The organism is Psychrilyobacter piezotolerans (assembly GCF_003391055.1).
Classification (GTDB): domain Bacteria; phylum Fusobacteriota; class Fusobacteriia; order Fusobacteriales; family Fusobacteriaceae; genus Psychrilyobacter; species Psychrilyobacter piezotolerans.
Window position 1 is genome coordinate 51,821 of record NZ_QUAJ01000015.1, and the last position, 20,595, is coordinate 72,415.

Sequence of the window (20,595 nt, forward strand, 5' to 3'; positions counted from 1 at the left end):
CTAATTTATTAGCAATCTTTTTTTAATTTAATAACTCTTTTTTTAATTTTGTTTTATATCTTTATACGGAAATGAGGAATATACTACAGATATAGAAAAAAAAGACAAAAATGAAACAGGAGGAAATAAGATGAAAACAGAAGTTTTATTACAGGGTAAGATAGAGAGTAAATTTAAATTATTAGGTCTGGAAATGAAATATTTTATACCTGTGGCACTGATAATAATGGGAGCTGCATTTACAGGAGCACTTCCAAAGGGGATGGAGGGAGTGATTCCTTTTTTACTGATAACGGGAGTACTGCTCAATGAGATAGGGAACAGAACCCCTATTATAAAGGATTATTTTGGCGGCGGGCCGATAGTAGCAATATTTGCAGCAGCGGCATTAGTTACATATAATATTTTACCGGAAACGGTGGTTAGTTCTTCAGCGACCTTTATGAAGAGCGGAGGATTTCTAAATTTTTATATAGCGGCTCTCATAACAGGTAGTATTTTGGGAATGGACACGAAACTACTGATAAAGGCTGGATTAAAATATCTTCCGGTAATAATAGGGGGAGTAGTTGTATCGATCCTGATGACCGGGGCAGTAGGAGCATTGATGGGCTACGGATTTGTCAATGCAGTATTTTATATAGCTATCCCGATAATGGGTGGTGGAATGGGAGCAGGAGCAGTACCTTTGGCTCAAATCTTTGGTAAAGCCATGGATCAGGATCCGACGCAGCTTCTGTCTATAATGGTTCCGGCAGTAGCACTGGGTAATGCAGTGGCTATAGTCTGTGCAGGAATATTAAATAAATTAGGGAAAAAATATAATAAATTTTCTGGTGACGGAAAGTTATTGAAGGGGCAGGATGATGTAGGGATAGAAGAGGAAAAGGAATTAAAGGTAGATTATCTATCCTTAGGAAAAGGGTTGCTGATAGCCACGACCTTTTATGTATTGGGAAAATTTTTAGGAAGGTATATACCGCTGCATCCCTATGCACTTATGATTTTATCGGTAGCTTTTGCCAAATTGACAGGTATTTTAAAGAGAGAACATGAGGAAGCAGCAACCACATGGTTCCAGTTTGTGATGAAAAATTTTACACTGGCACTCTTGGTAGGGATCGGGATAGCATACACAGATTTAGGAGCAGTAATCAGTGCATTTAGTCTGACTTATTTATTACTGGTAATTACAACTATTGTAGGTGCTATGTTAGGTACTGCAATAGTCGGTCGTTTATTGGGATTTTATATGATCGAAGGAATGATAACGGCAGGATTATGTATGGCAAATATGGGTGGAACAGGAGATATCGCAGTATTATCAGCTTCTAATAGGATGGAACTGCTGCCATTTTCACAGATATCATCCAGGATTGGAGGAGCATTTATGCTTATACTGACATCTTTACTTATAAATTTATTTGTTTAAAAAAAAGATGCCCCAGGGCATCTTTTTGATTATTTAGGTTAAAAAAACTAAAAAAGATAATAGTCCTTCTCAATAATTATTTATCTTCACTATTTAAAGCTTCCTTCTTTATTTCAATATCCCTATTTAACTCTGCTTCCTCTTTCTTCAGAATAATTAATCTATCCTGAAACATCTTTTCTCTAAATTTATCAGGGGTGGAATTCATTTCTTTTTCAATTTTTTCAATTTCATTTTTGATATCTGTAAGATGATTAACGTTTTCATGTAATAATTCTGCCATATTGGCCTTTTCAAATACGGTGTCTTCAGGATTTATCTCAGTATCTTGAACCTCATCTTTTAGAGGTTCCTTGGAAATGAATCTTATATCATTTACAGTTCTCGTATTCATAAAATTTGGAGATACTATTTCTATAGAGTTTCTATGGAGAACTTTTAATATTTGATCATTTAATTGTGAGTGAGCTGAAATTAGATATTTAACCTCTGGGAGAAGGCCGTTAACCCTGTAGAGTATTGAAAAATCAGCAAGTTTGAGGATATAAACAAAGGGATCTTCCAAACCAGAATTTTTTGCAGCCTCAATAAGTAAAGTTTTTATTCGATCTGATGAAACATCATACCCCAAAGAAACTTCAGAGGAAATTATTGTTCCAGAAGAATGGATCACTTTGATAGGTTTTGCTATAAGAAAGATATTTGATATGGTTATAAGGTTTCTGTATTCCGTCTGAATTTCAATATGAAAAAGTCCTTTTTCCGATATCCTTCCAAAATGATCACCTGTTTTTATAAAGTCCCCAATTTTTAGAGAGCCCATACCTCTAAGCATAATTCCAGCCAATATATTCCCTAAGAGGGTAGTTGAACTCAAAGCGAGAGTCGCACTGAGAAGAATTCCTAAGAAACTAAGAATTTGTCCCTTGAAAGTGTCGCGGACAGGCAGGACTAATATAACTAGAAATACACAAAAAAAGATCTCAGCGGCTATTATCAATTGGGAAAAAACTCTTATATGTGAATTTTTAACAGCTATTTTTTTTAAATATTTATATGTCAAAAACAAAACTATAAATGAAAACACGACAGCCAACAAAGGATATATTAAAATATTAAGATCTATATTAATTTTTTCCATGAAAATCCCCCCCAAAAAAATATTATTATTCGATATTTAAATATACCTAAGTTTTACCCTGTTTCCTATATCTAACCAAGTTAGCTTAATACATTTAAGATTAACAGATGAACAGCAAAAAAAAATAGAAGAATTAAGAAAAAAACCTCCGATAAAAATATAAAAGTAGTTGTAAGATTTAATCTATTCCTGTTATCATAAATAGTTATAAAAGACATAAGGTCATTAATCAGGGGGATCAGCATGTGTCACACCCATCCTATGTTTACAATGCCGATAGGGTCAAATATAAGGTTGGATGCTGCAAATAAACAAATAATCCTTTTAAACCATTGATCTAGAAAAAAATTAAAAATTATTAGGAGGATCTATGAAAGAAAAATGAATTGCAGTCATTGGAAGTCCTAGAAGAGGTGAAAATACAGATAGACTAACTGATTTTGCCATAGAAGCTTTAAATAATAAAAATATAGAAGTTAAAAAATATTATCTAAACAGCAGAAATATTTTTGGATGTAATGCCTGTGAATACTGTATAAAGAATGGTGGCTGTAATATTACAGATGATTTAACAGAGATAATCAATGAAATGAAGGTTTCCGACGGATATATCTTTGCTGCACCTTCATATAATTATAATGTAAGTTCACAGATGAAAATATTGATGGACAGGACATTTAGTTTAAATGACTACTCCAATAATACCTGGAAATCAAGACTGGATTCGGGGAAAAAAGCTTTAATAATAGGAGTCTGCAGAGGAAAGAGTATGGATTCCATGGGATATACTATGGAAGCTATGAGAAAACCTATAGATGAATTAGGTGTTAAAATAATTGATGAAATAAAATATTTTGATACAAAACATAACCCTGTTATCGGTAACCGTGATATAAAACAGGAAATGATTTTTAGAATTATGAACAATCCAGAATTTAAAAAAGTCTAAAAATTATGGACAAATATCAATGTAAGACGCGGACAAAAATTAAAAAGTATCAAATAAAAGGACACTAGAAGTGTCCTTTTAAGGTTGATTTTATTGATTTTAATTATGGAAGTTGCAAAATAGGTACTACGGAATTTTGTGATTTTTATACATCTTCTTCTAATTTTTCATTTATAGTAATGGGATCACCTGAATTTGTATCATCTAAAAGTATATCTCTAGATATTTCCTCCGTTGTCCCATCGGGATGTTGAATTGTTAAATTAACCTGATCTTGAGCACTCTTTATTAAATTTACACTCTGTACTACATAGGTTCCATTACTTCCTGTTGTTCCCAGCTCAAAATAAGAAACAGGCTGTGTTATTTCAAAAGAATATTGATCTGAAAATGATCCTGAGTCCCTATAACTACTCTGTGTTTCTATTAAAACCCCGTTTTCATCAAAGGCAGAAATTTCTACCTGAGTAGCGTGTGAACTGGTTGCATCAAAATATCCTCCTAATCCATCTAAAGTGAAAATAACCTTATTGATATCTTCCCCGTCTATATCTATTCTTAGAGTGTCACCTGAACTTAGCCCTGATGAACCATTAGAAGTACCTATTCCAGCTCCAAGATGACTATTTGGACCATTAAATGCTTCTAGATTTCCAGATGAAACTGTAGTAGTAATAGTTGTCCCATCAGATTCCAATACTGCTGTATTGCCTGAAATTTTCCCCCAATCACTTAAGCTAACTGTTTCTCCAGTATTTGTGCCGATATTTATTTGATTTGCATTCCCTGAAACATTACCTTTATATGGAACATATTGTATTTCTGTATCCGATGAATAGACCTCTCCATCTACCATATCTTCCCAATGACCATCTTCATTTTTAAATTGCAATTTTCCATAAGATAGATCATCACTACCATTATAAGTTATTTCAGATATGGCAGGTGTTTCTCCGCCCCATATTTCATATCCTTCATCTTTTGTATATGCTCCATCTGGTAAATTAGCATAGATTTCTCCCTTCTCCCTATTATATATCCAGCCACCGTCATTAGTTCTAGAATAAGTAACTTTTGAAGTAGCTTCATGACCTTCTCCCTTTCCATCTGTAAATGAAGGAGTAGACTCAATAATATAGGCTTTTAATAAGTCTGTATTTGTTTTATCATATAAATTTGGAAACTCTTCTAAGAAAGTTTCGTCTAGAGACAGCCTGGATCTTATTACTCCTAAATTATGTTGTACTTTAGCTACTGTAGCTTTTCTCATTTCTTTTAATAATTTTGGTGCAACAGTTCCAGTGAGAACACCAATCATAGATATTACAACTAATAATTCAATTATTGTAAATCCTTTTTTAAAATTTTTTTTCATAAAATCACCTCATTTTCTTTTTTTATATTTCATAAAATCAAAAAAATTAAATTTTCCCAATAGTTTAAGCTATTATTTTAATAATATTTTTTATGAAAAAATAACTCTTCAGATCTTCTTCTTTAATTTTATTTATAAATATAGTGTGTATTTTTTTACATTATTTTAACATATTAGTTTAGTCTTCCCTAATGAAAATTCAATAAATTTAATTTTTATTCATCATAAGTTGCAACTTCAATTTCTGAATAACCTAGTCTTACTATTTTATTTTGTTTATTATATTTCGGATTTTTTTTATCCTTAAAACAGTATATTTTGACTTAATTCACGAAAGAAAAACCTGTTTAAAAAAATTGAATTTAAAAATAATGTTTTATTTTTTTTTAAAAAATGATAATCTTTTACAAAGGAGGCTGATAAGATGAAAGTAACTATAAAAGATGTAGCTAAAGATGCAGGAGTATCACCTTCTACGGTATCCAGGGTAATATCCAATACCTCCAGGATAGGAGAAGCAACTAAAATCCGGGTTCTCAATTCCATTGAAAAATTAGGGTATACCCCCAATATATTGGCCAGAAGTCTGGTAAATAAGAAGACTAAGATAATAGGTGTGGTTATGCCCCACGAGGCGGATTCACTCTTTTCCAACCCTTTTTATATCCAGGCCATGAAGGGAATAAGTATAGCTGCAGAAAAGCATAAATATCATATCATGTATGCCTTTGGGAAAAATAAAGACAACGAGTTGGAAGCCGTGAAAAATTTTATCTCATCCAATATAGTGGACGGGATATGCCTACTTACCACAAGAAAAAAAGATGAATGTCTTAAATATTTAGAAAAAAATAAATTCCCGTGCGTAGTTATCGGCCGCCCGGAAGTGACTGATTCTTCCAATATTCTCTGGGTAGACAACAACAACGAAGAAACTACAAAAGAGATAGTTAAAAGCTTATCTTTAAAGGGTTATAAAAATATCGGATATCTCGGGGCCAAAAAAAATTGGACGGTATCCATCAACAGGGAAAAAGGGTTTAAAGAGCAGTGTAAAAAAGAAAAAATAAAATCGGAGATTGTGTATGAAGGTGAGTTCAGCAGGGAAAACGGCTACAGGGGAGCCGAAAAACTATGTAAAAATAAAGAGTTGACGGCAGTAATATGTACGGATGATTTTCTCGCCTTTGGTGTCCAGAGATATTTAACGGATAAAAAGATAGGGGGAATAAAGATCATAGGATTTAATAATATCGACCCCCTGGGAAACTTCGGGCCTAAATTTTCTTCGGTAGACATAAATGCACTAAAATTGGGGAAGGAAGCCATGAATTTACTGATATCAAAACTTGATGGGAAAAATAAGGAAAATTATAAAATTGTCAAAGCAAAATTAATAGATATAGAGGAGGAGTTACAATGAAATATTATGCAGGGGTAGATTTAGGGGGGACGAATACTAAAATAGGGATTTTGGATGAAAATGGTGAAATCTTGATAAAAGAAAGTATAAAGACCCTCTCGGAAAAAGGTATGGAAACAACTTTGAAAAGGATATGGGGAACCATAGAAAGCCTCATGGATCAAAAAAAAATAAGCAGGGAAAATATCCATGGAATAGGAATAGGTATTCCAGGGCCTGTAATAAACCAGGAAATCGTAAGTTTTTTTGCAAATTTTGACTGGGAAGCAGATGTAAATATCAGCAAGGCAATGGAAAAAATATCAGGAGTACCGACAAAATTAGAAAATGATGTAAACATGATAGCCATAGGAGAGAGTAAGTTTGGAGCAGGAAAGGGAAGCAGCAGCAGTATTACGGTGGCTCTCGGAACAGGAGTCGGCGGAGGAATAGTCGTAAATTCCAAGTTGATCTCAGGAATGAATGGTGCAGGGGGAGAAATCGGCCATATTAAATTAGTTGAAAACGGAAAATTGTGCGGCTGCGGGCAAAAAGGCTGTTTTGAAGCTTATGCATCTGCTACCGGGATAATTAGGGAAGCTAAGTCACGTCTGGCTGTAAATAAAAATAATCTTTTATATAAAAGTTTAGAGGGAAATATAGAAAAATTAGAAGCTAAAGATGTATTTGATTGTGCCAAGGCCGGGGATGAATTTTCCATGGAAATAGTAAATTATGTGGGGAATTACTTGGGTATGGGAATAGGAAATTTATTAAATGTAATAAACCCGGAAATAATTATTTTGTCAGGCGGGGTTGCATTGGCAGGGGAGATACTTTTGGATGTAGTCAACGAAAAGTTAAAACAATATGCTATGCCGGTAACTTTGAGGAACTTAAAAATCAAATTGGGAGAACTTGGAAATGATGCAGGGATTAAAGGCGGGATTGCACTTTTTTTATAAAATTATACCTCTAAAATAGAACTTTATGTATGCTAAAAGACTGTTTGGAAACGATTCCGCTAGACAAAGATAAAAAAAAATGTTATAACCTTTGTATGAAATATATGTTTGAAACAGGGTATTTTTATTTTTGTTCATTTGCGCAAACGTTTGCGCAGATTTAGGAGGAGTTATGGAAAAAAGATGGTGGAAGGAAGCTGTAGGGTATCAGGTATACCCGAGAAGTTTTAAAGACTCTACAGGGAATGGAATAGGTGATTTAAGGGGACTTATTTCTAAATTGGATTATTTAAAAGAATTGGGTATAGATATTATCTGGATATGTCCTATGTATAAATCTCCCAATGATGATAATGGTTACGATATAAGTGATTATAAAGAGATATTAGAAGAATTTGGAACGATGGGAGATTTCGACGATCTCTTGAAGGAAATACATAGAAGGGATATGAAGTTAATCATAGATTTAGTGATAAATCATACCAGCGATGAACATGAATGGTTTATAGAATCATCCTCATCCAAGGATAATCCAAAAAGGGACTGGTATATCTGGCGTGATGGTAAGGGTGAGAAGGAGCCCAATAACTGGGAGAGTATTTTCAGCGGGTCAGCCTGGGAACATTCTCCTGCTACGGACCAGTATTATCTTCACCTTTTTTCTAAGAAGCAGCCTGATTTAAACTGGGAAAACAAAGAAGTAAGAAATGAAATTTACAATATGATAAATTGGTGGCTGGACAAGGGAATAGACGGGTTTAGAGTGGATGCCATAAGTCATATAAAAAAAGAAGAGGGGTTTGAGGATATGCCTAATCCAGACGGATTAAAATATGTATCTTCTTTTGATAAACATATGAATCAAAATGGAATCCATAAATATCTGGATGAACTTAAGCAGAAAACATTTGAAAAATACGATATCGTAACTGTGGGAGAAGCCAACGGTGTAAGTTCTCACAATAAAAAAGATATTTGTGACTGGGTATGTTCAAAGGATGGAAAGTTCAATATGATATTCCAGTTTGAACATCTGGACTTATGGAATACCTGCGGGAATGAAGAGTTTGATGTAAAAAAATATAAGAGCATTTTGTCTAAATGGCAGCATACAGTGAATGATATCGGGTGGAATGCCCTGTATATAGAAAATCATGATATACCCAGGTCGATTTCGACTCTGGGAGATGATGAAAAATACAGGATAGAATGTGCAAAGTCATTTGGGGCAATGTATTTTCTGCAGAAAGGGACGCCGTTTATATATCAGGGGCAGGAGATAGGAATGACCAATATTTCTTACCCCAGTATGGATGACTACCAGGATGTCAGAACACTGAATGAGTACAGAGAGTTAGCTTTGGAAGGTAAACTCACTGAGGAGGATATAGAAAAATTAAAGAATTCTTCCAGGGACAATGCAAGAACACCCATGCAGTGGGACAATAGTGAAAATGGCGGATTCACTACAGGTACACCGTGGTTAAAATTAAATGAAAACAACAGTCATATAAATGTAAAAAAAGATTTAGAGGATGAGGACTCCATCTTAAACTTTTATAAGAAGATGATTGATCTAAGAAAGCATTCTAAAGAGATTTTATACGGCGACTACAGGTGTTTACTTGAATCCGATGAAAATATCTATAGTTATACCAGGGAAAAAGACGGGAAAGGATACATAATCATATGTAATCTGACTGAAAAAACATGTGAGTTTAAAGAAAAAAACTATACTTTGAATTATGAAAATTTAGTTTTAAATAATTACGGGGTAGAGCCTCATAATGCAATGGATAAATTTTTATTGAAACCATATGAGTGCAGGGTTTATAAATTAAAATAAGGGGGGCAAAATCATGGGGAAAATAAAATTAGGTTCATTTGATTTTTGGCAAAAATTTGGAAAGTGTTTAATGGTAGTTATAGCAGTAATGCCTGCTGCGGGACTTATGATCTCTTTAGGGAAATTAGTGACTACATTTTTAGGTATAGACATGGCTGGAAGGGTAATGGAAGATATAGGTTGGGGGATCATTGTAAACCTACACATATTATTTGCTGTAGCTATCGGGGGATCTTGGGCTAAGGAAAGAGCAGGAGGAGCATTTGCTGCTATACTGGCCTTTATCCTGACCAACAGGCTCACAGGAACGATATTTGGTGTAAACAACGGGATGATGTCGGATCCCAATGCTACAATAAATATAATGACAGGTAAGGAAGTTTTAGTAAGGGATTATTTCACCAGTGTACTGGGATCTCCTGCTTTGAATATGGGAGTATTTATCGGAATTATTTCAGGATTTTTAGGAGCGGCACTATTCAATAAATTTTATAATTATGATAAACTGCCGCAACCTCTGGCTTTTTTCAATGGAAAAAGATTTGTACCATTTGTAGTTATATTAGGTTCTGTAGTGATGGCATTTACACTTTCATTGGTATGGCCTTATATACAATGGTCGTTAAACTCATTTGGAAACTGGATAGCCAGCTCCAGGGATACTGCCCCGGTTATAGCTCCATTTGTATACGGTGCCTTAGAAAGAATATTACTACCATTTGGACTACATCATATGTTGACCATCCCTATGAACTATACGGAATTAGGCGGGACATATCAGCTGTTAACAGGATCGGAAGCCGGATCTATAATCGCCGGACAAGACCCTATATGGTTAGCCTGGATAACGGATTTAAACAACTTAAAAGCTGCGGGAGATATGGAAACATACAAGGAATTAATAAGTTCGGTAGTTCCTGCAAGGTTTAAAGCAGGACAGGTAATCCTTTCAACGGCTTCATTATTAGGATTCTCATTGGCTATGTACAAGAATGTAGATGAAGAAAAAAAGCCTAAATATAAGATGATATTTTTCTCGGCAGTATTAGCAGTATTTTTAACGGGAGTAACCGAGCCCATTGAATTTATGTTTATGTTTATCGCACCTGTATTATATGTAGTTCATGCTATTTTGACAGGATTAGCCTTTGCATTAACAGATTTAATAGACCTTAGAATCCAAGCCTTTGGGTTTTTAGAGTTACTCACTAGAACACCGCTTATGATAAGTGCAGGAATAGGAAGAGACTTAATAAACTTCGTAATCAGTTCCATAGGATTCTTCGGGTTAAACTTCTTCATTGTAAATTTTTTAATCAAAAAATTTGACCTTCCGACACCGGGAAGAAAAGGAAATTATATAGATGATGAGGCAGAGGAAAAAAACAATGTAAAAGTAAATAAAAATCAAAAAAATGATGCTTTAACAGATACAATCATAGAACTTTTAGGCGGGAAATGTAATATAAGTGATGTGGATGCCTGTATGACCAGATTACGTATCTCTGTAAAGGATAATTCATTGGTTGAAGATGAATCCAAGTGGAAAAAGGCAGGTGCCATAGGGCTTATTGTAAAAGGAAATGGAATACAGGCTATCTATGGTCCCAAAGCTGATAACCTTAAGAATAAAATAATTGATACTTTAAATTTTGCATAAGGGAGATGGAGATGAAACTTCTCACATTGAATTGCCATTCGTGGCAGGAAGAAAACCAGTTGGAAAAGATAAAATATTTAGCTGAGACAATATATGAGAGAGACTACGATGTTGTAGCTCTTCAGGAAGTCAGCCAGCATAGGGAAAGCCAGATAATTTATGGAAATATAAGGGAAGATAATTTTGCCCTCCTCCTGGTAGAAGAATTAAAAAAACTGGGGACAGCTTATAATTTTATCTGGGATTTTTCCCACTATGGGTATGATATCTACGAGGAAGGGGTAGCCCTTTTAAGTAAACAGCCATTTACTGATGTTCAAAGTTTTTACATCTCTCAAAGTGAGGGTATAGAAAACTGGAAGAGCAGGAAAATTATAGGCGGTTCCGTTGAGTTTAAAGGTGAAGCATATAGTTTTTACAGCTGCCATACAGGATGGTGGAGTGATGCAGAAGAACCTTTTAGATATCAAGGGGAAAAAATATTGGAAATTTCAAAGAATACAGACAACAAGGTATTTTTTATGGGAGATTTCAACAACGATGCAAACATAATTGGAGAGGGTTATGAATTTTTAATAAAAAATGGTTTGACGGATACTTTTACAGCAGCTAAGATAAAAGATGACGGCTGTACTGTACCGGGAGAAATTGCAGGCTGGGAAGATGATATATCTAAAAAAAGACTGGATTTAATTTTAGCCGGAACACCTGTGGAAGTGTATTCGAGTAATGTTATTTTCAACGGGAAAAACAAAAACATAATTTCGGATCATTTTGGTGTTGAAATAATTTTATAGAGAAAAAGAATCGAGAATTAATTCTCGATTCTTTTTTTGATATGTGCCCTCTGGGAAGGAACAGATATAAAAAAAGAAGAATAGACCCTGCACCATTCTTGGTTTTTCTACAAAATGAAAACAAATAAAAAAGCCCTCCCTTCTTTCTTCGAAGAAAGAAGGGAGGGCAAATTTAAGTAATGAAATCTTTATTTCAAATTTTTTTAAAATTTATACTCTACTTCTACAGAGGTATAGTCATCTTGTTCTGAATCTATTATGAAACTTCCCTTGAGATATAGGTTATTAAATAATTCGAGGCTTGCTCCTACCTCAATTATTCCAACAACGTCTTCACGTTCTTGAGCTTTGCTTAAGGAATAAGAACCATTTATACCCTCCAGGCTTACTTCTTCCCTTACATCTTCTGGGTGAGCAAAATCATATTTTATACGTGGGTGGGTATAAAGTTTCAGGTTTACTCCGCTAACTAGGGAGAACTTCTTGCTGAGGATTATACCTCCTTCTAACTCAGTGGAGTATACTGTTTCATCAGATACCTCAGCATTTAATCCTGGAGCTCCACTCTCTTCTATATCTTCGTGGTATCCCATAGCTAGGTTCAAACTGACATATGGAGAAACACTTACAGTATTTAGTTCAACAGATCTGGAGATCCTGTTTTCCAAGGAAACTGTGTAGGAATTAAAATTAGCTTCTGCTTTCTCGCTTATTCCAGATCCAGATACATCTATCCTTCTTTCCATATCATGCATGTTGTACTCAAATCCAAGGGAAGTATTCAGATAGGCAGATCCAAGCTCTCTGGAGCTGTATCCTCCAAGGTGGATCGAGTTAATATCCCCCTCGCTTCCTTCATTGTAGTCCACATCCTCTTTACTGTAACCTAGGGTTATTCCCTTCTTTTCGTTTTCCAGGGCAAGGATAAATCCTCCTTTATTACTCTCATAACCGACAGTTCCAGTTTCCTCTTTTGTGCTGCTCTCTTTGTAGTCAGCTGCAAATTTAAGTTGTCTTTCTCCAAATTCCACAAAATCTGCCAAAACAATTTTGTATTTATCAATTGAGTCTTCTGAATCGTCCATCTTAAAGGAAATGCTGTTCCTTGTTTCATGCATTACCTTTTTCCCCATTCCGTTGAAAAACTCTTCATTATCAAGTATTAGTTTGGATATATTTGCATATTCATTTGCCGAGAGTTCTTCCATAAGAGGGGTATAGGAAGTTGTATTTGCTATCTTAGCTGCAAGATTAGGATATTTGTCCACAAATCCACCTGTATTATTGAAAACTGCGCCATCAATAAGTTCAGCTAAAGGCTTCATCCAATCTTCAGTTACAAGATTTTCGATATCATTTATCTTGGTAAAAGTAAGGGCTGCCCTGTTAGAACCGTCATTGCCTTCATCTACACTTGCTGCTATCTTGTATACAGGAGAGAGAGACAGTATACCTTCTTCCCCTTCTATATTTCCTTCTGCAACTATATAGTTATTCACTGTATACTCATTCCCCATTCCTGCCAGGGTAAATACGTGCATCTCTCCATCTAGGGTAAAGTCTCCTCCAGCATCATAACTTGCATCAGCCGAAGAGAAGAGGTAGCTTGATGGTACAGCCATTCTTGAGGAATCGGATGATAATACTATGGAAGACTCCGATTGGAGGGTTCCCAGTTGGTAGATCTGACCTCCATTTATGGCCTTCATATAGACTGTATCCACAGCTGCCTGGCTGCTCTCATCTTTCGCAGTATAAGCAGAGTTGGTGGTTCCACTTTCACTTTTTACATGTATAGTTCCATAGTTATAGGCCTCGGCACCAGACCCGTCGGCAACCATTCCTGTTGAGTTACTGCCGTTTACCGTGATAGTTCCACCTTCTTTGTTTACAACAGTTGAACCTGTTCCTGCGTACATACCGTAGGAGTCGGCACTACTTATTGTTATCTGCCCTGTGTTTTCACCGTAGGCTCCGTTTTCCATCTTAATAGCATAAGAGGCTTCTGTTGCCATGGTTATCTTAGAGCTGTTATATGCTTCTGCTCCGCTTCCTGTTCCGTGCATACCTATAATATTTGTCCCACTGCCCATTGAGGTTATAGCAGAAGTATCATTATAATCAGTGCTTTTTTTGTTGTAGATCTTTCCACCGTTTATGGCGTTCATCCCTATACTGTTGCTACTGTTATTAGAGTAAACGCCTAGCTCTATAGAACCGTCGCTCTCACCGATACTTCCGCTTCCATCTACCTGCATACCGATAATATTTGAAGTTTGAATCAATATCATTGAATTATAATCTCCATCTTGAATATTTTGTATCTTCCCGCCATTTAAAGCCTGCATCCCCATATTTTTCGCAGCTTCAATATGAATATAATCGTTATTAACAGCTACACTGCCCTCTCCAGAAGCCTGCATAACTCTGTTGTTCTCTCCAGTTTTGATATATGTATCCCAGTCACTCTCGGCGTATCCTCCGGAAACCGCCTGCATAGCCACGTTGTTGTTTCCATTTATGTATATATAAGAACCGGAATCCATGATTACAGTACCGCCCTCGCCATACTCGTCGGTAGTATCATCATTGAGGCTTCCCCCTATGGCCTTCATACCTACGTTATACTCACCATTGAGGTTTATCGTACCCTTGTTTCTAACGGTACCACCCAGCTGGGCCACCATACCGTAAACCCCTGCGAAATCTCCGTCTATGGTTATAGTTCCGCTATTTATGACCTGACCATTTTCATGGGTAGCCAGCATTCCCACCTTATCCTTTACTATGTAGTTTGAGTATGCATAGTTACTCGTATTTTTAATATTCGATGATGACTCTGTCTTTATACCCACTGCACCGCCATCGATAGTAAGCTCTCCACTTCCTCCCTCTTGAGCCAGAGGAGGGATTTCAGGATCTATAAGACTGCCATCCAGTTGCTCATCTTCGTCTGGAATCCCGTCGCCGTCATCATCGGTATCAGCATTGTTACCAATTCCATCTCCGTCGGTGTCCACCGATTCATTTTTATCTTTAGGGAAGGCATCTTCTTCATCCAAGACTCCGTCGTTATCATCGTCAGGATCAGTTGCATCACTAACTTTATCCCCATCGTAATCAGCTGGTACTGCCGAACCGTCTAGAGGGTCAGTCCCGGCAGCAGTTTCATCGGTATCGGTATATCCGTCACCGTCATCGTCAATATCGGCATTGTTACCAGTACCGTCACCGTCGGTATCGACAGTTTCAGAAGAATCTTTAGGGAAAGCATCGACAGTATCTAAAACCCCATCGTTATCGTCATCAGTGTCAGTAAAATCACTAACTTTGTCGCCATCGTAATCAGCGGGAGCAGCAGAACCGTCTAGAGGGTCAGTCCCGGCAGCAGTTTCATCGGTATCGGTATATCCGTCACCGTCATCGTCAGTATCGGCATTGTTACCGGTGCCGTCACCGTCGGTATCGACAGTTTCAGAAGAATCTTTAGGGAAAGCATCGACAGTATCTGAGATCCCGTCGTTATCGTCATCGGTATCAGTGACATCACTAATTTTGTCGCCATCGTAATCAGCTGGAGCAGCAGAACCATCTAGAGGGTCGGTCCCGGCAGCAGTTTCATCGGTATCGGTATATCCGTCGCCGTCATCGTCAGTATCAGCATTGTTACCAGTACCGTCACCGTCGGTATCGACAGTTTCAGAAGAATCTTTAGGGAAAGCATCGTCGGTATCTGTGATCCCGTCGTTATCGTCATCGGTGTCAGTGACATCACTAATTTTGTCGCCATCGTAATCAGCTGGAGCAGCAGAACCATCTAGAGGGTCGGTCCCGGCAGCAGTTTCATCGGTATCGGTATATCCGTCACCGTCATCGTCAGTATCGGCATTGTTACCGGTGCCGTCACCGTCAGTATCGACAGTTTCAGAAGAATCTTTAGGGAAAGCATCGTCGGTATCTGAGATCCCATCGTTATCGTCATCGGTATCAGTGACATCACTAACTTTGTCGCCATCGTAATCAGCTGGTACTGCCGAACCGTCTAGAGGGTCGGTCCCGGCAGCAGTTTCATCGAGATCAGAATATCCGTCGTTGTCATCGTCGGTATCCTTCATATCTACTATTTTATCCCCATCTGTATCCCTGTTAGGATTCTTTAAATCAATTACTGGGTCGATAGTATCAGGAATTCCATCATTGTCATCATCAGAATCTATCTCATCGGGCACCCCATCTCCGTCGGTATCCAGTGGCTTTGTTTTATCAGCTTTTTCAAAACCTTCATAGAGGTCATTTGTTCCAGTGGAAGCTATTTCCTCAATCTCATTGTCAAAGTCAAACTCACTATCAAACTCATTATCTATTCCATCATTATCTGAATCTATACCACTGGCTCTTTTGGGATTCAGTGGAAACATGTCTTCCGAGTCTGGAACTCCGTCATTATCAAGATCCTGTGATTTAATATTTTTTTTTACGTTTTTTATAGTAAGCGGATCTGTTTCTCCCATTGCTATAGAATTAGTTATTAAAAGTGAAACTATTACAGCTGTACAGATACTAACCTTCCCTTTTAAAATCCTTTTAATCTTTTTTTGATAAAGATTCAACTCTTTCATTTTTTATCTTCCCTCCCTTTTAATTCTCGTTCAAAAGTTTTTCTTTTCTTATAGTTTAAAAACTTAACAGTGTTCCTAATTTGGTGAAGTATATATAGTTGAGTTTTAGTCTCAGGATAAATTATATTAATAGCATCTTTAAAACCAGAAAAACCACCAACCGAAACAATAAAAATTTCTTTAACTCCTATGGAACTAAGTGAAGCTAGTTCTTTAAACCGTAATTTTGAAGTTTCGACATCTCCAATAGTTATACTTAAATATATCTTCCTTTCCTTTTATATCGATTAAAATTAACTTAAGGAAAATTGGGTTGATTTTAAAGTTATGAGGTTGTCAAATTAAATGTAACACTGGATTTTTCCTAGAATTTTTCATGGGCAAGTTTTTTGTATGGATCTTTTTTTGACACAATAAAATTTAGAGTGAAGTATATATATGAAGTATATATATAGTATAAAGAATGAGGTGGTGAGAAAAAATGAAGATAGGTTTAGCTCTTGGAAGCGGCTCATCTCGCGGGTGGGCACATATAGGTATAATAAAAGCTCTGGCTGATCTGGGGATTGTGCCGGATATAGTGTGCGGTACTTCCATAGGTGCGTTAGTTGGGGCATCGTATATATCAGGTAATCTTGATAATTTAGAAGAGTGGGCATGTTCGTTGACAAAATTTGAGATAGCAAGATTTTTTGAGATAAATATGTCTCTCAATGGATTTATCGATACCCATAGACTGCATCATTTTTTAAATAAATATGTGGCGGCTGACAGTGCCAGGATAGAAGATTTTAGTAAACAATATGCATCTGTAGCAACAGATTTGGAGACCGGGAAAGAGATATGGTTAACTAAGGGGTCGGTTTTAGAGGCAGTCTGGTCATCAGTTTCACTGCCGGGATTGTTTCCAGCCATAAAAAACAATGACAGGTGGCTTGTGGATGGAGGATTGGTGAATCCTGTACCGGTATCTACCTGTCGTGCACTGGGAGCTGATATAGTTATAGCTGTGGACTTGAATGGAGACATTGTTGGGAAACATTTTAGAAAAGCCATTCCCCCTAAAAAAAAATTGGGAGTGATGAGTAAGATCAATAGTTTGGTCAGAGAGTATACACCTTCCATATTTGACATAGATGAAAATAGTGAGAAAAATAATGGGACTCCTCCGAATTTATTTGATGCTATCGCCAGTTCCGTCAATATTACCCAGGACAGGATAACGAAGAGCCGTATGGGAGAAGACCCGCCGGATATCCTCCTTTCTCCTAAGTTGTCCCATATCAAGCTGCTGGAGTTTTATCGGGCAAGGGAAGCCATGGACGAGGGAAGAAAGTGTGTTCAAAATAATATGATAGACTTAAATGCTGTTTTAGAACTTATAGACAGGAATAGATCCTCTTAGAGTTCCTCATGGAAAAATAGAAAATAATATGATAGAATATAAAGAATAGAATGTATTAAAGTTAAGGGGAGATAGATGATACCAAAACATATAGCAATTATAATGGATGGAAATGGAAGATGGGCTCAGAACAGGCATCTGCCTAGATTTGTCGGGCATCGCGAGGGTGCTAAAAGGATAAAAGCAATAATAGAACATGCAGGAAATGTAGGGGTTAAATATTTGTCTGTATATGCTTTTTCCACAGAAAATTGGAAAAGACCTCAAAAAGAAGTAGATGCTCTTATGGATATCTTTCAAAAATATCTAAAGGCTGAAGCTAAAAATATGTTAAGAGATAATATCAGGCTGATAGTTACAGGGAGAAAAGAAGGGGTATCTCCTAAACTTTTAAAAGCTATATCCGAGGTAGAAGAATTGACTGCTGATAATGACGGTCTTACCTTTAATATATGTTTTAACTATGGGGGAAGATCGGAAATAATAGATGCAGTAAAAAAGATAATTGAATCGGGAGAAAAAAACATCAGTGAAGAGAATTTTAAAGACTATCTTTATTCCGATATACCAGATCCTGAATTAGTTATAAGAACCAGCGGAGAATTCAGGATATCTAATTTTTTACTTTGGCAGATAGCTTATTCGGAAATATATGTAACAGACGTGTTGTGGCCGGATTTTGACGAGAAAGAATTTGACAGAGCAATAGAAAACTTTAAGAGCAGAGACAGAAGATTTGGAGGAGTAAAAGATGTTAAATAGAATATTGGTGGCTTTAATATTAGTTCCTCTGACGGTATACGTATACCTTTATGGAGATAAAAGTTTTATGGCATTTACAGTGCTTTTAATAGGAATAGGAATATATGAGATCTATCAGATGATGGAATCTAAGGGAATTATTGTAAATAAGACTGCAGGGATAATACTTGGAGGAGCAATACCATTAGCTTTATACTCCAGTATATCATCGAGTAAGGATTTTTTAGGGGAATTTATAGGGAATAATATAGACATGTCCAGGGGGACGATGGTTCTGATTTTGGGGATATTTATCCTTATGTTTATCAGAATATATCAAAATAAAGTGGAAGGCAGCAGCAGCTATATAGGGTATACAATGCTGGGAGTACTCTACGTAGGATTTCTGTTTTCCCATATAGTTCCCATAAAATATATGTTGAATGGAAGTAAATGGCTCATGACCATCCAGATATTGGTATGGATATCGGATACATTTGCATATCTTGTAGGGGTAAAATTTGGGAGAAAGTTCTTTTCCCGTGGACTCTGTGAGATTAGTCCTAAAAAATCCATAGAAGGTTCTTTGGGATCGATAATATTTACCGTGATAACTATGCTTCTTATAAAAGGATTTCTATTTAAAGAGCTGAATATATCGGGAATTCATCTGATAATAGTCCCTATACTGGTGGCTGTGACCGGTCAGATAGGTGATTTGGCAGAGTCGGTATTTAAAAGAGAATTTGGTGTAAAAGATTCGGGAAAAATATTAGGCGGACATGGGGGGATATTGGACAGATACGATAGTTTAATCTGGGTATTTCCGCTTATGTATTATTATATTAATTTTTTCTTATAAAAATAAGATGATGTTGGATCTAATAAAAAAGCAACGTGACGTTGCATCCACATAGGCACAATCTAAGTTTTTATAATCTTTTATTTATTAAAAAAAATTATAATTTCCTATACAATAAAAAAAAGAGAGTGAAAGCTCCTTTTTTTTTGTATAATAGAAAGAAAAACTCTTTTTAAAAAAAAGAAGAGTTAGAGATATGGAAAATAAGGGGTTGATTAAGATTAAGAATATAACAATATTAGGAAGTACTGGAAGTATCGGAACCAATGCACTGGAAGTAATCAGGAATAAAAGTTCGGAATTTAATGTGGCAGCCATGAGTGCCCACTATAACCATAAATTATTGATAGAACAGATAGAGGAGTTTAAACCATCCTATGTATCTATCGGGACACAAAATGGATATGAGGAAATAGTAAAGAAATATCCTGATCTTGAAGTATACCTGGGAAATGAAGGGCTTAAAAAATTAGGAACTTTAGATGAAGCAGATATAGTCCTCACAGCAGTAAGTGGTGCAGTGGGAATAGAGGCAACCATAGAAGCTATAAAAAAGGAAAAGAGGATAGCTCTTGCCAACAAAGAAACCATGGTAGCAGCAGGAGATCTGATAAATAATATGTTAAAGAAATATAAGGCGGAGATAATCCCTGTAGACAGCGAACATTCAGCTATCTACCAGTCTCTTTTAGGCGGTAAAAAAGATGAGGTAAATAAGATAATAATCACAGCAAGCGGGGGGACTTTCAGGGGGAAAACTTTGGAAGAGCTGAAGGATGTAAGGGTAGAAGATGCTCTGAAACATCCAAATTGGTCCATGGGAAAAAAAATAACCATAGATTCATCAACCCTTTGCAACAAAGGGTTGGAAGTTATAGAGGCACACCAGCTTTTTAATGTCCCCTACGATGATATAGAGGTACTGGTGCATCCCCAGAGTATAATTCATTCAATGGTGGAATTTAACGATATGTCTGTAATAGCTCAGCTGGGAGTACCGGATATGAAGGTGCCCATCCAATATGCCTTTACCTATCCAGACAGAGTATCCAATAAGGTCCTGGAAAGTTTAGATTTTAAAACACTTTCCAGCCTTACCTTTGATGAGGTGGATAACGAGGTATTTAAAGGGGTAGAGTATGCATATCTTGCAGGAAGAACAGGACAGTCTATGCCGGCAGTCTACAATGCGGCCAACGAGATAGCTGTAGATCAATTTATAAATGGGAATATTAAATTTTTAGAGATCTACAAAGTTATAAAAAATACCATGGACAACCATGAACTGCACCCGGTAAACACCCTGGAAGCAGTTATAAAAGCTGACAGCTGGGCAAGGAAAGAAGCCGCAAGAATAATCAAAACTTATGTTAAATAAAAAAAACTATATAGATTAAAATA

15 protein-coding genes are annotated in these 20,595 nt (G+C 36.4%); 11 read left to right on the forward strand and 4 right to left on the reverse strand.

Annotated elements, in window-relative coordinates:
* The first annotated feature begins 130 nt into the window (after positions 1-130).
* A complete protein-coding gene (locus DYH56_RS09435) occupies positions 131-1,432 on the forward strand; it encodes a 2-hydroxycarboxylate transporter family protein (protein WP_202922775.1) in 1,302 nt (433 codons plus the stop codon).
* A gap of 76 nt (positions 1,433-1,508) precedes the next feature.
* Here the strand turns inward: DYH56_RS09435 and DYH56_RS09440 are convergent, their stop codons facing one another.
* Positions 1,509-2,573 (reverse strand): mechanosensitive ion channel family protein, encoded by a 1,065-nt coding sequence (locus DYH56_RS09440; protein ID WP_114642616.1) that lies wholly within the window; start codon positions 2,571-2,573, stop codon positions 1,509-1,511.
* A gap of 394 nt (positions 2,574-2,967) precedes the next feature.
* Between DYH56_RS09440 and DYH56_RS09445 the strand changes: the two genes are divergently transcribed.
* Entirely contained in the window at positions 2,968-3,522 is a 555-nt protein-coding gene (locus DYH56_RS09445) for a flavodoxin family protein (RefSeq protein ID WP_255414700.1), read from the forward strand.
* Between the two features lie 145 nt (positions 3,523-3,667).
* On the opposite strand, the gene DYH56_RS09450 is transcribed toward DYH56_RS09445, so the two are convergent.
* Positions 3,668-4,897, reverse strand: coding sequence for a type II secretion system protein (locus tag DYH56_RS09450; RefSeq protein ID WP_114642617.1), 1,230 nt, complete (start codon positions 4,895-4,897; stop codon positions 3,668-3,670).
* 424 nt (positions 4,898-5,321) lie between these two features.
* Between DYH56_RS09450 and DYH56_RS09455 the strand changes: the two genes are divergently transcribed.
* The 5 genes from DYH56_RS09455 (at position 5,322) to DYH56_RS09475 (ending at position 11,567) form a co-directional block, all read left to right on the forward strand.
* On the forward strand, positions 5,322-6,320 hold the full coding sequence (locus DYH56_RS09455) for a LacI family DNA-binding transcriptional regulator (RefSeq protein WP_114642618.1): 999 nt from the start codon (positions 5,322-5,324) through the stop codon (positions 6,318-6,320).
* On the forward strand, positions 6,317-7,264 hold the full coding sequence (locus DYH56_RS09460) for an ROK family protein (RefSeq protein ID WP_114642619.1): 948 nt from the start codon (positions 6,317-6,319) through the stop codon (positions 7,262-7,264). The genes DYH56_RS09455 and DYH56_RS09460 overlap by 4 nt, the downstream gene beginning before the upstream one ends.
* A gap of 172 nt (positions 7,265-7,436) precedes the next feature.
* Complete coding sequence (locus DYH56_RS09465; protein ID WP_114642620.1) at positions 7,437-9,110, forward strand: glycoside hydrolase family 13 protein; 1,674 nt, start codon at positions 7,437-7,439, stop codon at positions 9,108-9,110.
* A gap of 13 nt (positions 9,111-9,123) precedes the next feature.
* On the forward strand, positions 9,124-10,770 hold the full coding sequence (locus DYH56_RS09470) for a PTS transporter subunit IIBC (protein ID WP_199533009.1): 1,647 nt from the start codon (positions 9,124-9,126) through the stop codon (positions 10,768-10,770).
* 11 nt (positions 10,771-10,781) lie between these two features.
* On the forward strand, positions 10,782-11,567 hold the full coding sequence (locus DYH56_RS09475; protein WP_114642621.1) for an endonuclease/exonuclease/phosphatase family protein: 786 nt from the start codon (positions 10,782-10,784) through the stop codon (positions 11,565-11,567).
* Positions 11,568-11,770: 203 nt separating this feature from the next.
* On the opposite strand, the gene DYH56_RS09480 is transcribed toward DYH56_RS09475, so the two are convergent.
* Together DYH56_RS09480 and DYH56_RS16465 are read right to left on the reverse strand one after the other, a co-directional pair.
* Positions 11,771-16,186, reverse strand: coding sequence for an autotransporter outer membrane beta-barrel domain-containing protein (locus tag DYH56_RS09480; protein ID WP_114642622.1), 4,416 nt, complete (start codon positions 16,184-16,186; stop codon positions 11,771-11,773).
* A complete protein-coding gene (locus tag DYH56_RS16465; RefSeq protein ID WP_114642643.1) occupies positions 16,183-16,452 on the reverse strand; it encodes a transposase in 270 nt (89 codons plus the stop codon). Before DYH56_RS16465 ends, DYH56_RS09480 begins: the two co-directional genes overlap by 4 nt.
* A gap of 215 nt (positions 16,453-16,667) precedes the next feature.
* On the opposite strand from DYH56_RS16465, the gene DYH56_RS09490 reads away from it, so the two are divergent.
* The 4 genes from DYH56_RS09490 to DYH56_RS09505 all read left to right on the forward strand — a co-directional run bounded on the left by DYH56_RS09490 (position 16,668) and on the right by DYH56_RS09505 (position 20,572).
* The gene (locus DYH56_RS09490) at positions 16,668-17,591 is read left to right on the forward strand and encodes a patatin-like phospholipase family protein (RefSeq protein WP_114642623.1); all 924 of its coding nucleotides are present in this window, start codon (positions 16,668-16,670) and stop codon (positions 17,589-17,591) included.
* A gap of 75 nt (positions 17,592-17,666) precedes the next feature.
* Positions 17,667-18,353, forward strand: coding sequence for an undecaprenyl pyrophosphate synthase (gene uppS / locus DYH56_RS09495; protein ID WP_114642624.1), 687 nt, complete (start codon positions 17,667-17,669; stop codon positions 18,351-18,353).
* Positions 18,343-19,194, forward strand: coding sequence for a phosphatidate cytidylyltransferase (locus DYH56_RS09500; RefSeq protein WP_114642625.1), 852 nt, complete (start codon positions 18,343-18,345; stop codon positions 19,192-19,194). The genes uppS and DYH56_RS09500 overlap by 11 nt, the downstream gene beginning before the upstream one ends.
* 211 nt (positions 19,195-19,405) lie before the next feature.
* Positions 19,406-20,572, forward strand: coding sequence for a 1-deoxy-D-xylulose-5-phosphate reductoisomerase (locus DYH56_RS09505; protein ID WP_233500023.1), 1,167 nt, complete (start codon positions 19,406-19,408; stop codon positions 20,570-20,572).
* Positions 20,573-20,595: the final 23 nt, after the last annotated feature.

Excerpts from the sequence above, each read along its gene's own strand:
- DYH56_RS09435 (WP_202922775.1), top strand. The coding sequence starts at position 131 with ATGAAAACAGAAGTTTTATTACAGGGTAAGATAGAGAGTAAATTTAAA.
- DYH56_RS09440 (WP_114642616.1), bottom strand. The coding sequence starts at position 2,573 with ATGGAAAAAATTAATATAGATCTTAATATTTTAATATATCCTTTGTTG.
- DYH56_RS09450 (WP_114642617.1), bottom strand. The coding sequence starts at position 4,897 with ATGAAAAAAAATTTTAAAAAAGGATTTACAATAATTGAATTATTAGTT.
- DYH56_RS09455 (WP_114642618.1), top strand. The coding sequence starts at position 5,322 with ATGAAAGTAACTATAAAAGATGTAGCTAAAGATGCAGGAGTATCACCT.
- DYH56_RS09460 (WP_114642619.1), top strand. The coding sequence starts at position 6,317 with ATGAAATATTATGCAGGGGTAGATTTAGGGGGGACGAATACTAAAATA.
- DYH56_RS09465 (WP_114642620.1), top strand. The coding sequence starts at position 7,437 with ATGGAAAAAAGATGGTGGAAGGAAGCTGTAGGGTATCAGGTATACCCG.
- DYH56_RS09470 (WP_199533009.1), top strand. The coding sequence starts at position 9,124 with ATGGGGAAAATAAAATTAGGTTCATTTGATTTTTGGCAAAAATTTGGA.
- DYH56_RS09475 (WP_114642621.1), top strand. The coding sequence starts at position 10,782 with ATGAAACTTCTCACATTGAATTGCCATTCGTGGCAGGAAGAAAACCAG.
- DYH56_RS09480 (WP_114642622.1), bottom strand. The coding sequence starts at position 16,186 with ATGAAAGAGTTGAATCTTTATCAAAAAAAGATTAAAAGGATTTTAAAA.
- DYH56_RS09490 (WP_114642623.1), top strand. The coding sequence starts at position 16,668 with ATGAAGATAGGTTTAGCTCTTGGAAGCGGCTCATCTCGCGGGTGGGCA.
- uppS (WP_114642624.1), top strand. The coding sequence starts at position 17,667 with ATGATACCAAAACATATAGCAATTATAATGGATGGAAATGGAAGATGG.
- DYH56_RS09500 (WP_114642625.1), top strand. The coding sequence starts at position 18,343 with ATGTTAAATAGAATATTGGTGGCTTTAATATTAGTTCCTCTGACGGTA.